A 16,203-nucleotide genomic window follows, 5' to 3' on the forward strand; every position below is an offset into this window, starting at 1 on the left:
TTGCTTTTCTCTAAAAATCCATTGTCATCGAAAGCCAGTATGATCTGCCCGGCTCATTGTAGGTGTATGCGTTGGCACTTTCCGCGCCGTCAGCAGTGGAGGAGGCGGAAGCGGAGTTCCCTTTGCGGTGAAGCTGCTTATCAAAAATGTTGTTTATGCCCGCTCTCATGGAGAGGTTTTCAAACACTTTGTACTGTGCGCTGATTCCCACAAGGGCGTAAGGATCGATCTCGTCCTTTTCGATCTCTCTTTCCGTTCTTATCTCTATGGAGGGAGTTTCCTGCTTTCCGTAGAATGTGGCGTTAACGCCAAGAGAGAGTTTTTCAGTCGCTCTCCAGTCGATAAAAGTGTTCACAGTGTATTCCGGAACTATGCTGAGAGGCTGGCCTGTTCTTTTCAGCTCGGATTCGATCATGTAGGTCACGTTTGTATTGAAGTCAATGTCCTTGCCGACAGGAACAAAGATGTTTCCTTCAACACCCTGAACAACAGCCTCGCCCGCGTTTTCCCATTTATAAACATCCCTGTTGCCGTTTATTGTGGCCACGGATGTTTTTCCTGCGAATACTTTATTGTCATAATCGTTATGGAAGTAGCTTGCACTCGCCCTGAATGAGTCCGAGTCATAAGCAAGACCGATTTCCTTGTTTATGCTTGTCTCAGGGTCAAGATCCTCGTTCCCCTGAAGGTAGCATCCGCCGCCCAGTGAGCTGGCGCCGCCGTAGCAGCCAGTCCCCCTGCTGTAAAGCAGGTAGTTGGGGTTGCTCTGGTAAAGGTTAGGCGCTTTGTATGCCCTTGCAACACCGCCTTTCACCGCCCAGTTGGAATTGATTTCGTAATATGCGTTAAGGCTGGGGCTTACATTAGTCCCGAATACTTCATGCTCGTCAATACGCACACCGGGTGTGAGGGTCAGTCCGCCGCCGAGGTATATATTGTCCTCAACATAGAAAGCCACGCTGTAAGCCTCAGCGTCGGTCTTGCCTATGTTGTAGCCTTCAAGGTCTATATTAAGCCATGTCATGGCAGGCGAGTTCCTCAGTGAGCCTTTATCATCCAGAGATTCGTCACGGTATTCCGCACCGACGGTAAGTGTCTGGGCAAACCCGAAAAGGTTAAGGGGAATGTCCGCTTTCACGGATGTGAGGAAGCTGTCGTACTGAGATTCAGCCATGCCGGGATCATAGGTGAGAGTGTCTGTTATCTCACCTTCCAGACCGCCTGCCAGCCCCTCGTTAAGACGGGTATTCACTGTGCGGTCGTAGCTGACATCCAGACGGGTTTTACCCCAATTCCAGTCGCCTGTGTGCGTTGCGGCTATGTTCTTACGGCGTATTACGTTTGTTTCCTCGCCGTAGAGAGATTCGGTGTATGTGTTGCCGAAGTTCTGCATTGAATCCCCGGCATATATGTTGCCCTGACGGCTGTAGCCGCCTGTGAGTTCAACAGACTGCTGCCTGTTTACATCCCACGAAAGAAGAGCGTTAAGATCCCTGTTGCGGTAGCCTTCGCGTCCGGCAACGTTTTCAGCGCCGCCGTAAACCGCTTCGCCTTCGTTAATGCTTTTTGCGTCCGCATCGCGGTAGTTCATGCCGCCGTATATGCGGAATGAAACCGAATCACTCACAGGCCCGCTGACTGATATGTTTGTGCGGTAGGAATCGCCTTCCTGCGCGTCCTCCTGAATATTGCCCATTACTGTCATGGAACCGGAAAATTCTTTGTCCGCCTTTTTGGTGATGATATTCACAACACCGCCCATGGCGCCGGAGCCGTATCTGGCCGCTGCGGGGCCTCTGAGCACTTCCACACGCTCAACCATCTCCGCCGGAATCCAGTTTGAATCGCCTCTGGTGTCTCTTTCCTCCGTCCAGCCGTAGCGTACAGAGTTGCGTGACTGCACAGGGCGGCCGTCAATGAGTATCAGTGTGTTTTCGGGGCCCATGCCGCGCAGGTCTATCTGGCGGTTGTTCCCTCTGGAACCGGAGGCTGAGTTCCCTGTAAGGTTAACGCCGGGCTGACGGCGTATAATTTCCGAAAGGTCGTTGATGGGAGGATTTTTTTCTATATCCTCCTTTGTGATGATTGACGAACCGAGCGACTGCTTAACCTGCTCCGCCGCTGTGCCTACCACTTCCACCGTGTCGAGAGTGATCTCCTCATCCGCTGCGTATGCGCCCGCAGCACCGAAAGTTACCGAGAGTGCGAGTCCGAGCATAAAGATATGCCCAAAGCCGTATCTGCTTTTTTTCATGTTCTCCCCTTTTGTTTCGGAACTCAAAGATTCTCGTGAATATTATTTGAAAAGATGTCCGTGCTGTAAGCCCCGGAAGCCGGAAGCAATCCTGCACCTGCTGTCTGACGCAGCGCAGAACCAGCCCTAAACAGGGGAATACTAATCTGCGGAATATTTGGTGTCAACATAATTTATTGTATTTGTCAAACTTTATTAGCCTTAAATTGAGCACAAATCACGCGCGGAATATTTTTAACACTTCTTAAATCTGCCCCGCTTGTAACCTGAGTGATTAAACCTTATAATAAGCTTATGAAAACTCTGGCCGGACAGGAAGAAATGCTCACTGCCTGCGCTTCGTGCGGGCTTGTGACCTCTTTCAGCAAAAACACCGATGAAAAGATTGTCTGCCCCCGCTGCGGCAGCACCGTCAGAAAGCAGGGGAAAAACGCTGCCGCATATGCCGCGGCTTTCAGCATTTCCGCCTTTCTGCTGTTCATCCCTGCCCTCCTCTACCCAGTGCTTGACATATCCGTGAGCAGTTTCAGCAATTCCGCCACAGTTCTTGGCAGCATCAGAGCCCTTTATGAGGAAGGTCTGGGGGCTGTGGGCTTTGTTGTCCTGCTCACATCGGTCATTATCCCCATGAGCTTTCTCATCACCTGCTTCTACATATCAGTCTCAGCCCTGTTCAGGCGGCGGTTCCCTTTCTTTACCCCTGCCCTGCGGCTGGCAAATTTTTTTCAGGAATGGCACATGGCGGATGTTTTTCTGGTGGGAATACTGGTTTCCATCGTCAAGCTCATTGATATGTCCGAACTTACATTCGACTACGGCATCTACCTTCTCATGGCTGTCTGCGCATTTACCGCCATAGCCGAAGTTTATTACGACACGCTTCTGTTCCGCCTCCGGGCAGGTGAAAAATGACTGATATTGAAATGAACGCCGCACTGTGTCTCTCATGCAGACAGCTTATTGACGCAGAAGAAGCAGAACCTGACGGGCTGAGATGCCCCGTATGCGGCAGTACGGTTCATCCGCGCAGAAAAAACAGCATAGAAAAAACATGGGCGCTGGTCATTACAGCTCTTATGCTTTATATCCCCGCAAACATACTTCCGGTAATGTCCGTTGAAACATTTGCCGATTCATCCGCAAACACCATACTGGGCGGAGTCATAGAACTTTTCGGCAATAAAATGTACTTTATAGCAGCGGTGGTGTTCGTGGCCAGCTTCGTGGTTCCGCTGTTTAAGATAGGCAGCATATTTTATCTGCTGATAACCATTCAGGCCAGAGACAGCCTCTCAAACTCCGCCAAGACACGCCTGTTTCACCTCATAGAGCTCATAGGAAAATGGTCCATGCTTGATATATACGTGATAACCATTATGGCGGGACTGGTGAATATGGGCTTTCTTATACAGATCAAAGGCGGCGCGGGCGCTACATTCTTCGCCGCAACAGTAATAGCCACCATGCTGGCTTCAAAATCTTTCGACACACGTCTCATATGGGACATAAAGGGGGAACAATGAGCACTGACACCAACCTTCCCAAAGGGCTGAAAATAAGGCGGGGCATATTCTCCCCCATATGGCTTACCCCGCTGCTGGCGCTGTGCATAACCCTGTGGCTTCTTTACAACGGCTATGTAAACACCGGCAAAGAGATAATCATCCAGTTTGATTCCGGCTCGGAGCTTGTGCCGGAAAAAACCCCTGTGAAGTATAAGGGAATAAGCGTCGGCAAGGTTAAGGATGTGCGGATAGCTGAAAGCCCCGATAAGGTGGAGGCTGTTGTAATTCTTTCCAAAGAGGCGGAAATACTCGCCCGCGAGGGGGTGATGTTCTGGATTGTGAAGCCCCGCCTGGGATTCAACAAAATAACCGGGCTTGAGACCCTCATTTCAGGCTCGTACATAGAGGTTCAGCCGCCTACATTTGAGGAGGAGAAACTCCGCAGCCTGCCGGAACAGACCAGCTTCACAGGTCTGAGCGAACCACCGGACACTGCCATGAGCGAGGATGCGCTCCCTCTGCGTCTGCAGACAAAATCCAATCAGTATCTGATAAAAGGCGTTCCCTTGTTCTTCAAGGGGATGAACGCCGGACAGGTTACAGGTGTAAGGTTTGAACCGAAAACAGGAATATACGATATAAACATCTCAGTAAGCAGGGAGTACAGACAGTACGTAACAACAGCCACAACCTTCTGGGATGTGGGCGGGCTTGAGGTAAAGTTTGATGCGGCAGGATTCAGCATGGAGACCCCCCCTCTGGGCAGCCTGATAAGCGGCGGCATAGCCTTTGACAACCCGGAGGACGAAGCAGGTGAGCCTGCCGAAACAGGGCATCTTTTCAAACTGTACGGCTCCGAAAGAGAGAGCACGCTTTCTGAAAACGTGATCACCCTGAAAATGAAGGACGCTGCCGGAATAAAGGCGGGGCGAACCCCTGTGATGTTTATGGGGCTTCCCGCCGGACTGGTGACCGGAGTTGCCCCCTCTGCCGACTACAGCGAGATAACTGCCCATGTTCGCCTGAACAGGAAATTTGAAGGCTTCGCAGGAAAGGGCTCCAGCTTCGTGCTGGTGAAACCTGCCTTCTCAATGACGGGAGTAACCGGACTTTCAACCATACTCACCGGAGTTTACATCGAAGTCTTTCCGGGCGGCGGTGAACCCGCCTCCGAATTTGCTCTGTCGGAGCATGCTCCGGCAAAAGGGGAAAGAGACGGTCACAGAATCACCCTCACTGCTTCTGCCAAAGGTTCTCTGGATGTTATGAGCGCCATATATTTCAAAAACATTCAGATAGGCCATATCACGGATGTAAGGCTCAGCAAAAACCGCTCTGTTGAAGTTGATGCAGTGATATACAAAAACTATGCAGGGCTGGCGGATGAAGGGCTTTATTTCAGCAGGGATGAGGGGCTGAACCTCCGCCTTGACTCCGAAGGGCTTGCCATAAACACAGGTTCGCTCACTGCGCTGCTTAAAGGCGGTATAAAAGCTGAGCATTTCGGACGCGGAGCATCCTCCGACATCCTTTATGAAAACTCGGCCGATGCGAAAAAGGCATATTATAAAGATACTGGCATAAAAACAATCATGCTCGCTTCAGCCGATGCAGAAGAAATATCAGCAGGAGATCCGCTCTATTTCAGGGGGGTAAAGGTCGGTGAAACAGGGGGTTTCTCCCTTAACAAATCCGGAAGCGGTATTCTCGCTGAACTGCTTATCTACCCTGAGTATGCGGGGCTTGTTACCGCCCACTCCGTTTTTCACAAATCAGGCGGAATAAGTTTCGAGGCGGATGCAGCCGGCTTAAGGATTCAGGCTCCGGCACTGAAAACAGCTATCGGGGGCGGCATCGCCTTCTTTAATCCCGATAAGAAGCTGCTTTCATGCGATAACGGCACATACACCCTTTACGAAAGCAGGAGCGATGCTGAAAAAGCGATAATGCTCGCGGGCAGCGGCAAAAGCATTATACTCACCGCGGCAAATGCCGTTCCCCCGGCGGAAGGGGCTGATGTGTACTACCGCAACATGAACGCCGGAACAGTCATGCAGGTTAAGCCCGGTAAAGACGGAAATGCCCGTCTGACGCTTTTTATAAAGCCTGAGTTTGCCGGATTTGTGAATGACAAAACCCGCTTCTGGCTGGAGGGCGGCATGGAAATGCGCGCTGACACATCGGGCTTCAGCTTTAAATCAAAGCCTGTAAAAACATACATTGAAGATGCAGTGTTCTTCGACAGTTTCAGAAAAGCAGCAGGAACAGGCATCCTCTACCCCGATGCTCAGTCCGCGAGGGAAGCAGATATGACAAGAATTTACGTCACCTTCCCCTTCCCCGTTGATATAAAGAAAGGCGCACCTCTCATAAACGGCGGTGCAACAGCGGGTTATGCGGCGGAATCCGCAGTAAAAGACGGCAGAACCCGCACGGCAGTTCTGGTGAGCGATGAGTTTTCTGACGGATTGGCGGAAGGTGCGCTCTTCTGGACGGAGAACATCAGAATCTCCCCGGACGGCATAGAAAACCTCGATTCCGCCATCTTCGGCACAAAGATAGCTATGAAAAACGGCAGCGGCCGTCCTGCGGCGGAGTTCACTGCCCTTGCGGAAGCTCCCTCCCCCTTTGAAGGCAGGGAAGGGCTGCGGATCAGGCTGGTCTCCCCCGCACGCCACTCTCTGGAGAAGGGCTCACCCGTTTTTTACAGGCAGATAGAAACAGGCGGAGTGGAAAACATCAGTCTCAGCGCGGACGGACGCAGTGTGGAAGTATCTGTATTCATTGATGAAAAATACCGCCGTTTAGTGAAGGAAAACTCAGTGTTCTGGAACTCAGGCGGTGTCGGAACAAAAATAAACCTCTTCGGGATAAAAGTGAAAACCGAGTCGGTTAAAACTCTCTTAATAGGCGGAATCTCCTTTGCTACGCCGGATCATGCAGGGAGTAACGCAGAAAACGGGCATATTTTCAGCCTGCATTCTGACCCGAAGTCATCATGGCTGAAATGGGAACCGGACTTAAGCAAGTGACGGTCGGACGGAACGCCCTGTTTTTTAAAAGTTAACATAATCGCAACAAAGCCCCTGATTACCGGGGCTTGACCTTAAATACATATTATAAATAATTAATTTGATGCATCGTCTGTAAAAAAAATCTTGACTTGTTACAGATGATGCACACTTTATAACCTTATACAACATATTAAAAGTTATTCAAACGGGTGTATGTCACACAAATTATATCCGGCTGCTGCTCGCTTATTGGGGTCTCACTAATCACAGCCAGATAACTTTTATGAATTCTTTATATTCCGGTGGTAAAAATGAAAATCAGAAGCATCCGCGTCAAGTATTCCCTCTTCTTCGGCGGTCCCCTGCTCATTATCTTCTTTATACTCGCAGCCATGACATCAGGCGGTGTGAAAAAAGAAATGCTGGCAGAAACCAGAAACCAGCTTTCGGCAACGGCATCACTTCTTAATGAAACAATTTCACTGTTTTACGATCAATCCCTCAAGGTTGTTCAGTCAAATTTCAGCGAATTTAAAACCGTTCTCTACAGCGGCGGCGCATTCTCTATTGACAGCAGTTCGGAGCTCTCCGTGGATGCCGTTAATCAGGTTACCGGAAATAAGGAAAGCATACACATTCCAATGATGCGCTATAACGGCAAAAAGGTTTACACCAACTTTGAAATGGTGGACAGCATTGTTGAGCAGGCAAATATAGAGGGGCTTACCTCAACAGTTTTTCAGGCATTCGACAAGGGGCTGCTCCGCATAACCACTAATGTCCACAAGGCAGACGGCGAGAGAGCAATAGGAACATACATCCCGAAAGATTCAGAAGTTTACCGTACAGTTTCGTCCGGCAAAACATACAAAGGCAGGGCATTCGTAGTAAGCGGATGGTACTGGACAGTGTATGAGCCCATAACCGAAAACGGACGGCTTATTGGCGTTCTTTATGTGGGGATCTCGGAAAAAGTGCTTCTCAATGATCTCAGAAAGGCTTTTAACAGTGTCAGAATAGGTGAAACCGGTTCCCCTTTCATACTTAATTCCGACGGGACCTACCTGCTCCACCAAACCATGGAAGGGCAGAACGGCATGGAAGAAAAGGACGATAACGGCAAAGAATACATCAGAACAATGATAGAGACAGGCAGCGGCGGAATCATATACCCCAAAAACGGCGAGAACATGATGTTCAGCTACAGCACCTTTGATAAAACCGGCTGGGTTATAGCCGCAGGCTCCAAGGAGTATGAGTTCCTTGCGCACCAGAGAACGGTGATGAAAAACCTCGCATGGATACACGTAACAGCCCTTGTACTGCTCTGTCTGGTGGTCATTGTGGTTACAGGGGTTCTCTCCACTGACATCATCTTTCTGAAAGATAAAATGACCGATGAAAAAGACCTGACGAAGAAAATCGCCCTGAAAAGGGAGGATGAACTCGGCATGCTCGCCAGATTCATGAATGCATTCATAGAAAATCTCCGCGGCATAATATATCAGGTAAAATCAAGCACCATAGAGCTCTCCAGTATAAATAACGAACTGGCCTCCACTACCGAGGAGTTCTCAAGCACATTCACGCAGCAGACAACAGAGCTCAAGGAGATCAACGGCGAAATCATAACCGTGCGCGAGAACACCGATCAGGTTGAGCAGAACCTTGAAAAGGTTGCTGAGCAGACAGACAGCACTGTGGCAAAAACCAGAGACGGCGCACGCAAACTTGATGAATCCATGCGGATAATAACCGACATCAAACAGAAAGTTTCCGAACTGGGCGGAACTGTGCAGAACCTTTCCGAATCATCTCAGGAGATCGGAAACATCATCGGAGTAATAAACGACATAGCCGACCAGACAAACCTCCTTGCCCTCAACGCTGCAATAGAAGCTGCCAGAGCAGGCGAAGCGGGACGCGGCTTTGCCGTTGTGGCGGACGAGGTGCGCAAGCTGGCTGAAAAAACCCAGAGGGCAACTCAGGAGATAGGCGGTATCATCAACTCTCTTCAGAGCGAGACCAGAACAGTTACAGACACCATGGGCAAGGCCTCCGTCACAGTTGAAAAAGGCGTGAGCATAATAGGCGAAGCGAAGGAAAGCTTTGACGGGATTGTCAAATCAATGGATCAGATAAAATCGGTAAACGATGTTATGGCTCACTCAGTAACAGCACAGACCAACGCACTGGTGAACATAAGCCACAGGCTGGACAGCGTTACCACGGGTGTGGAGCAGAGCGTTTACGCAGTGCAGACAGTGAGCGAGACCGTAGCTCACCTGCAAAAACAGGCAAACGACCTTATGCAGATGACCTCCGGCTTCAAAACTGAATAATCCTTTCAGAGATACAGCGGTCTGCCTCACTGCCGGCCGCTGTTTTATTTAACAAACGTTTGCCTTTGCCGCACATTGTGATATTATTCTGAAAATTCATCTTTAAGCCTGTTATTTTTATCGTAACCCTCAGGTCAATTTGACTGCGAGGTTTTTATGTCCGCAAATCTTTCCGTTAAGCTAAGGCTTATTGGCGCTGTGTTCTTTTGTCTTCTTCTATTGAGTTCTGTCATAACTTTTATCACTGTCAACAAAAGCTTCCGCTCTGCAACCGAAATGAAACTGGCTCAGATGAATTCCGTCAGGGAAGCAAAAAAGAACCATGTTGAGGACTACTTTTCGCAGCTTTCCTCACTAATAGTTTCTTCCGCCGCGGGAACGCAGGTCAAGCAGGCACTGGATGAGTTCAGCACCGCTTTCTATTCAATCGAGGCTGAAACCGGAATAATCTATGATCTGATAAAAGAGGATATGGAGGAGCATTACGAACAGCTTTATCTGGACAGCGTTAATTATGATGTTCCGAAGAGTGCCCGGAGAAGAGCAACCGCAGAGTACATCCCGGAAAACCCCAACGGGCGGGCTGCACAGTATCTCTACATTGTAAGCAACCCTGAGCAGATAGGCGAAAAGAACAATCTTATCCGTCCGTTAGGCTTCCACTCCTCCTACACCGAAATCCACGAAAAGTTTCACCCTGAATTTAACCTGATGCTTAAGGAGTTCTCTCTTTACGATATTTTCCTTTTCAACACAAACGGCGACCTTGTTTACACTGTTTTCAAGGAAAAAGATTACGCAACCAACCTCTTCAGCGGTCCCTATGCGGATACCGGTCTGGGTGACGCGTTTCAGCATGGTATGAAACTGAAAGAAGGGGAAACATATATAAACGATTTCAGACCCTATGAACCCAGCTACAACCTTTCCGCCTCCTTCATATCATCCCCTGTGTATAAAAACGGAGTGCTCCTCGGTGTCCTTGTTTTCCAGATGCCCATCACAAAGATAGACGATGTAATGAGCTTCGGCGGGAAATATAAGGAAGCCGGGCTAGGAGACACAGGCGACAGCTATATAGTGGGCGAGGATTTCACCATGCGCAGCGACAACAGGTTTGTTGATGAAAATAACGACCCGCTGGTGAAAAAGCTCGGCACTGTGATTGGTTTTTTCAGCGCGGAAAGTGATTCCGCCAGACGCGCCCTGAAAGGCGAATCCGGTTCGCAGATAAGCAGGAACTACTCCGGTAAAAAGGTTCTGAGCTCATACTCCAAACTCGATATACCCGGCCTCAACTGGGGCATTCTCGTTGAAATGGACGATAACGAAGCCCTGCGTGATGCACGCAGCCTCAGAATGACACTCATACTCACAGGGTGCGTAATCACTGCCACAGTGGTTGTCATCATGCTTTTCTTCATAAACAGCATAGTGCTCAAGCCCCTGAAACTTGTTACAGAGCGCATGCAGGAGCTTGTTTCAGGCGATGCCGATCTTACAAAACGAATAGACATGGGCACAGGCACGGACGGTAAATCAGGCAACGAAATAATAATCCTCACAGGCTATATAAACACGTTCGTGGGCATGGTGCAGGATATTGTGACGGATGTTAAGGATAAGGCAGATGAGCTCAACTCCGGCTCAACGGAGATAACCGGCCTTGCTGCCGGGCTTTCCGCATCTCTGGGGAGGCAGTCAGGCAGAATAAGCGAAATAGCCTCCGCAATGGAGGAAATGTCCGTAACCTCCGGCACAGTGCTTGACAATGTTCAGGAAGCGCTCACTAAAGCAGATTCCGCCGCAGGAGTTACCCGTGATGGGATGGGCGCTCTTAATGAAGTTGTTTCCAGCATAACCTCCATAAGAAAAGGGGTGAATGACCTTGCGGAAATAATCAGCGGACTGGGGGAATCGTCCTCCCGCATCGGCGAAATACTCAGTGTAATAAGTGACATCGCTGACCAGACAAACCTCCTTGCACTCAATGCGGCAATAGAAGCCGCAAGAGCGGGAGAAGCCGGACGTGGCTTTGCCGTGGTTGCAGACGAGGTTCGCAAGCTCGCAGAACGCACTCAGTCCGCCACAACAGAGATAGGCGGTATAATCTCCCTCCTCCAGAAGGAATCCGGCAATGCAACTTCTCAGATGCGCAGCGCGGAAAAAACCGTTCAGGACGGGGAAAAGGTAATCGAAAAAGCAAACGGGCTCTTCGTGCAGATAGTTTCTTCTGTGGAGGACATCCATAAAGCCAATTCAAACATAGAAACCACTGTTAATGAGCAGAACAGCGCTGTTCAGTCGGTGACCGAAAGCATACACAGAATCTCTTCAGATGTTGAAAACAGCAGTGCAGACACAGTATCAGTCTCCGAAAGTCTCCACGGGCTCAGCAGACTGGCTGAGGAAATGAATGACTCAGTAAACAGATTCAGAACGTAGTGCAGTTCCGTTCATGGAACTGCGCCGTGCGGCTGGATAATTTAAGAAAAGGAATACACTGTAAGAATCAGATCCGCTGCTTTCTCCATGACATCCTCATCGTGCTCTTTTGAAGGCATGGGAAACACACCCAGCAGCACAGGCCAAAAAAGGCTTTCCTTAATCATGCCCAAATACTGCTGTGAGGCTATATCAGGACGATCAGTTTTCAGCATGCCCAACTCAGTGCATTCCCTGAAATATTCAGCCAGATTGGCAAGAATGAGTGTGATTCCGTTTTCGGAATAAAACTTCGTGAGTTCAGGGAATCTGCCGGATTCTCCCATAACCAGACGAAGAAGGCTGATAAACCTTTCCGAGCGCAGCACCGCAAGCAGCTTTGATGAAAAGGAATTAAGGGTTTCCCGTATGTCGCTCCCCTTAGCAGGAGGGAGTTCCGGCATATTGAGCCCGCTCCATATGAAGCGAACAACCTCACCGAACAGAAGATCCTTCGCAGGGAAATAGTTATACAGTGTACGTTTGGAGATTTCGGCTTTTGCCGCAATCTCGTCCATGCTCACACTGCCGTACCCTTTTCCAAGAAACAGCTCCGCTGCCGCCTCCAGAGCGGCTAAACGCTTTATTTCCGTGCGGCTGTTCTTCGTTTTTTTCTGAATCATTCCTCTCTGCTCCTGTCCGGGTGAGTATAACGGCAAGCGCTTAAAAGATAAAGATCATCTTAACTTATCATAAGCAATAAGTAAACTACACTGTATAGTTTACTTTATCAAGGAGGTCCTGCATGAAAGAACGGATGTTGGGAAAGACTGGGCTTAAGTCTGCTGAAATAGGTCTGGGCTGCATGGGCATGAGCGAATTTTACGGTCAGGCTGATGAGGCGGAGTCCTTAAAAGTCATCCGTACCGCAGTTGAAAAAGGCGTAACAATGCTGGATACGGCAGATATGTACGGCAGGGGACATAACGAGACCCTTGTCGGAAAAGCTGTTCAGGGTATACGAGACCGCATTGTTCTCGCCACTAAGTTCGGTATTGTCCGTTCCGATGATCCCGAAAAAAGAGGCGTTAACGGCAGTCCCGAATATGTCAAACAGGCTTGCGATGCCAGTCTGAAGCGCCTTGGAGTTGATGTCATAGACCTTTACTATATGCACAGAAAAGATCCTGATACAGAAATAGAGGAGACTGTCAGTGCTATGGCTGAGCTGATAAAGGCGGGCAAAGTTTGCCATATAGGTCTTTCGGAAGTGAGTGCGCATAATCTGAGGAGAGCCCACGCTGTTTATCCTATCACGGCTGTGCAGGTGGAATATTCCCTCTGGACAAGGAATATTGAAGAAAACGGACTGCTTGACACATGCAGAGAACTTGGGATAGGAATCGTGGCTTACAGCCCATTAGGCAGAGGCTTTCTTTCCGGCAATATCGAATCTGCCGAATCCTTAGCGCCTGATGATTTCCGCAGAAATAACCCCCGCTTTATGGGGGAGAATATGCGTAAAAACGCAATGATGCTTGCCGAATACAAAAAGATGGCTGAGAGTGTCGGGTGCACTCCTGCGCAGCTCGCAATAGCATGGATTCTCACCAAAGGAGAGGACATTGTTCCCATTCCCGGCACAAAACGGCTTAAGTATCTGGAAGACAACATTAACGCTGCCAATTTCCGTCTTTCTCCCGAACAGGTTGACCATCTTGAAAGAATAATAGACTGGAAGCATATAGCAGGAGACAGATACGGTGCAGAGGGAATGAAAACATTGGATAAATAACAAACCCGAAGGCGGGGAGCCTGTCCCCGCCGGTACATTTTTTCTACTCAGCTTCGATAATCACTTTAAGAGCCTTAGTGTCTGCGGCGTGCCCGAACACCTCGTAAGCCTTCATGACATCAGCCAGTTTGAACCTGTGAGTAATCAGAAGCTTAGGCTCTATCTTCTGAGCCTGAACAGTTTTAAGGAGCATGGGCGTACTCACCGTGTCCACCAGTCTGGTGGTGATTGTGATATTGTGCGACCAGAGATCCTCAAGGTGCAGATCAGCCTTTACGCCGTGCACACCTATGTTGGCAATTGTTCCTCCCGCCGCCACTATCCTCTGGCAAAGAACAAATGTTGCGGGAACCCCCACGGCTTCTATGGATGTGTCCACCCCTTTACCGCCTGTGATTTCCATAACCTTTTCAATCGCTTTGCCGTCTCCGCTGTTTATGGTGTGAGTTGCGCCGAAGTGCTTAGCAACGGAGAGGCGGTTGTCATCAAGGTCTATCACTATAATTTCCGCTGGTGAGTAGAACTTCGCAGTCAGCAGAGCCGCAAGCCCTATGGGACCCGCGCCGACTATGGCTACAGAGCTTCCGGGAGCAACACGGCCGTTGAGAACGCCGCACTCAAACCCTGTGGGCAGAATATCGCTGAGCATGACCAGAGCCTCCTCATCCACACCCTTCGGTATGTGGTAAAGGCTGGTCTCCGCATGGGGTATGCGCACATACTCCGCCTGAGTGCCGTCTATGGTGTTACCCAGCATCCATCCGCCGGTTGTGCAGTGGGAGAACATTCCCTTACGGCAAAATTCGCATCTTCCGCAAGCGGATATGCAGGAGATAAGCACACGGTCGCCTTTTTTGAATGAGACCACTCCGCTGCCGACTTTCTCCACAATTCCCACACCTTCATGCCCCAGAATACGTCCGGGGGCGCATGACGGAACATCGCCTTTGAGAATGTGCAGATCTGTGCCGCATATGGTTGTTTTGGTTATTTTGACTACCGCATCCCCTGCGGACTGAATGTCCGGCATGGGGCGGTCTTCCAGAGCTTTTTGTCCGGGACCTTTGTAAATAAGAGCTTTCATGCTGTTCCTCCGTAATTGTGTTGAAACGCGCCTCAAGCTTTCCTCAGAATCATGACTGCCGGCAATGCCTCTGCCGACAGCCTATATTAATAATAATTGGTCTCGGTAATAAAGGTGTCAAGGGGGATGGGCATGAAAACGCATCTATGTAAATTATACTTTACAATACACAATAAAATATGTAAGTTATATTTTACATAGGTGATGTAATGTTCGATTTTGATATATGGTTTGCGGAACAGGCTCTTCTGCTTAAAAAAATACCTGAGAAAAATGCCCGTTATCTTTACGGAAAAATTAACTGGAACAACCCCTGCATCGGCATACTCGGTGCGCGGGGAACGGGCAAGACAACACTTATGATGCAGTTCCTCAAATCCGCTGATAAAGGAAACGGGAATGCGCTTTATGTATCAGTTGACAACCCGCGTTTTCAGGATATGCCGCTGAATGATTTTGCTGCTGAATTTGCTAAAAGCGGAGGCGAGCTTCTTTGTCTGGACGAAGTGCATAAATATCCTGACTGGTCAAAACACATTAAAGCAATACATGACACAAGACCGGATCTTAAGGTTGTTTTTTCAGGCTCCAGCCTTCTTCAGATGAATATGCAGGATGCAGACCTAAGCCGCAGAGCAGTGTTTTACCATCTGGACGGGCTGTCTTTCAGGGAGTACCTGAACCTTGCCCACAACTGCGGCTATGCGCCCTATGATATTGAGGATATAATTACAGATCACGCAGGCATAGCGGGCGGAATATACGAAAAAACACCGAAGATACTGAAATATTTCACTGAATACCTGTCGCACGGCTGTTATCCGTTTTTTCTTTCGGACAAAGCCACATTCCATATGCGTCTCGCAAATACCATTAAAGAGGTTCTGGAAACAGATATGGGATTTGTGTGCGATATAAAATATGCCAAGATTCATCAGATTAAAAAACTGCTGTATATGCTGGCAGTAACACCTCCGTATGAAATGAAAAAAACCGGACTGGCACAAGCAACAGGCATAGACAGGGTCACAATGAACGAGTATCTGATCTATCTCCGTGAAGCAGGGTTGGTAAACCTTATCAAACCGGAAGGAAGAGGTGACGGAGCCGTGCGGAAAACAGAAAAACTGCTGATAGCCAACCCGAATATTCTCTATGCAATCAGCTCCAAACCGGACATAGGAACAGTCAGAGAGGTTTTCTTCATCAATCAGACGGGGAACTTCTACCGCATGCAGGATAATTTTCTGCCTGTCTCAGTGGAATATGCCAAAAATGGCGACTATTCAGCGGGCGGGCGGGTATTTGAAATCGGCGGGAAAAGTAAAAACTCCCGCCAGATTAAAGACATTGATAACGCGTTCGTTGTTTCTGACGGCATTGAAATAGGCCACGGAAACAGAATCCCGCTCTGGCTGTTCGGAATGATGTATTAGCCCTTCTTCACAAACTCCGATTTCAGCTTCATGGCGCCTATGCCGTCTATTTTGCAGTCAATGTTGTGGTCGCCGTCCACAAGGCGGATGTTCTTCACCTTCGTGCCGACCTTCACCACCTGGGATGAGCCCTTGATTTTCAGGTCTTTTATAACAGTGATACTGTCACCTTCGTTAAGCTCGTTTCCATAGGCATCGCGCACGGCAGTTCCTGCTGGTGCGGCTTCCGCCTCTTCGGCTGCGTTCCATTCATGAGCGCATTCGGGGCAGATAAAAAGCGCTCCGTCCTCGTAAGTGTATTCTGATCCGCATTGCGGACAATTCGGCAGTTTTGACATTCTGTTTCCCT

At 49.2% G+C, this 16,203-nt stretch carries 11 protein-coding genes; 7 read left to right on the forward strand and 4 right to left on the reverse strand.

What is annotated here, in order from left to right; genetic code table 11:
- Nucleotides 1–10: 10 nt before the first annotated feature.
- The gene (locus OSQ85_RS00570; RefSeq protein WP_265820687.1) at nt 11–2,254 is read right to left on the reverse strand and encodes a FepA family TonB-dependent siderophore receptor; all 2,244 of its coding nucleotides are present in this window, start codon (nt 2,252–2,254) and stop codon (nt 11–13) included.
- A 270-nt stretch (nt 2,255–2,524) separates the two neighbouring features.
- Between OSQ85_RS00570 and OSQ85_RS00575 the strand changes: the two genes are divergently transcribed.
- From OSQ85_RS00575 to OSQ85_RS00595, 5 genes are all read left to right on the forward strand, one after another.
- The gene (locus OSQ85_RS00575) at nt 2,525–3,166 is read left to right on the forward strand and encodes a paraquat-inducible protein A (protein ID WP_265820688.1); all 642 of its coding nucleotides are present in this window, start codon (nt 2,525–2,527) and stop codon (nt 3,164–3,166) included.
- Nucleotides 3,163–3,777 (forward strand): paraquat-inducible protein A, encoded by a 615-nt coding sequence (locus OSQ85_RS00580; RefSeq protein WP_265820689.1) that lies wholly within the window; start codon nt 3,163–3,165, stop codon nt 3,775–3,777. The genes OSQ85_RS00575 and OSQ85_RS00580 overlap by 4 nt, the downstream gene beginning before the upstream one ends.
- Nucleotides 3,774–6,791, forward strand: a complete 3,018-nt coding sequence (locus tag OSQ85_RS00585; protein WP_265820690.1) for a PqiB family protein — start codon at nt 3,774–3,776, stop codon at nt 6,789–6,791. The genes OSQ85_RS00580 and OSQ85_RS00585 overlap by 4 nt, the downstream gene beginning before the upstream one ends.
- Nucleotides 6,792–7,084: 293 nt before the next feature.
- Nucleotides 7,085–9,115 carry a methyl-accepting chemotaxis protein gene (locus OSQ85_RS00590; protein WP_265820691.1) on the forward strand — a complete coding sequence of 677 codons (2,031 nt, stop codon included), beginning with the start codon at nt 7,085–7,087 and terminating at the stop codon, nt 9,113–9,115.
- A 156-nt stretch (nt 9,116–9,271) separates the two neighbouring features.
- Nucleotides 9,272–11,560: a methyl-accepting chemotaxis protein gene (locus OSQ85_RS00595; RefSeq protein ID WP_265820692.1), complete on the forward strand. Its 2,289-nt coding sequence runs from the start codon at nt 9,272–9,274 to the stop codon at nt 11,558–11,560.
- 41 nt (nt 11,561–11,601) lie between these two features.
- Here OSQ85_RS00595 and OSQ85_RS00600 read toward each other — a convergent pair whose 3' ends face one another.
- Nucleotides 11,602–12,222: a TetR/AcrR family transcriptional regulator gene (locus tag OSQ85_RS00600; RefSeq protein WP_265820694.1), complete on the reverse strand. Its 621-nt coding sequence runs from the start codon at nt 12,220–12,222 to the stop codon at nt 11,602–11,604.
- 122 nt (nt 12,223–12,344) lie between these two features.
- On the opposite strand from OSQ85_RS00600, the gene OSQ85_RS00605 reads away from it, so the two are divergent.
- Entirely contained in the window at nt 12,345–13,334 is a 990-nt protein-coding gene (locus tag OSQ85_RS00605) for an aldo/keto reductase (protein ID WP_265820695.1), read from the forward strand.
- A 43-nt stretch (nt 13,335–13,377) separates the two neighbouring features.
- On the opposite strand, the gene OSQ85_RS00610 is transcribed toward OSQ85_RS00605, so the two are convergent.
- Nucleotides 13,378–14,418: a zinc-dependent alcohol dehydrogenase family protein gene (locus OSQ85_RS00610; RefSeq protein ID WP_265820696.1), complete on the reverse strand. Its 1,041-nt coding sequence runs from the start codon at nt 14,416–14,418 to the stop codon at nt 13,378–13,380.
- A 209-nt stretch (nt 14,419–14,627) separates the two neighbouring features.
- On the opposite strand from OSQ85_RS00610, the gene OSQ85_RS00615 reads away from it, so the two are divergent.
- Nucleotides 14,628–15,854, forward strand: a complete 1,227-nt coding sequence (locus OSQ85_RS00615; protein WP_265820697.1) for an ATP-binding protein — start codon at nt 14,628–14,630, stop codon at nt 15,852–15,854.
- On the opposite strand, the gene OSQ85_RS00620 is transcribed toward OSQ85_RS00615, so the two are convergent.
- Nucleotides 15,851–16,192, reverse strand: coding sequence for a zinc ribbon domain-containing protein YjdM (locus tag OSQ85_RS00620; protein ID WP_265820698.1), 342 nt, complete (start codon nt 16,190–16,192; stop codon nt 15,851–15,853). The genes OSQ85_RS00615 and OSQ85_RS00620 overlap by 4 nt on opposite strands.
- Nucleotides 16,193–16,203 lie beyond the last annotated feature (11 nt).

Source organism: Geovibrio ferrireducens (assembly GCF_026226615.1).
GTDB classification, from domain to species: domain Bacteria; phylum Chrysiogenota; class Deferribacteres; order Deferribacterales; family Geovibrionaceae; genus Geovibrio; species Geovibrio ferrireducens.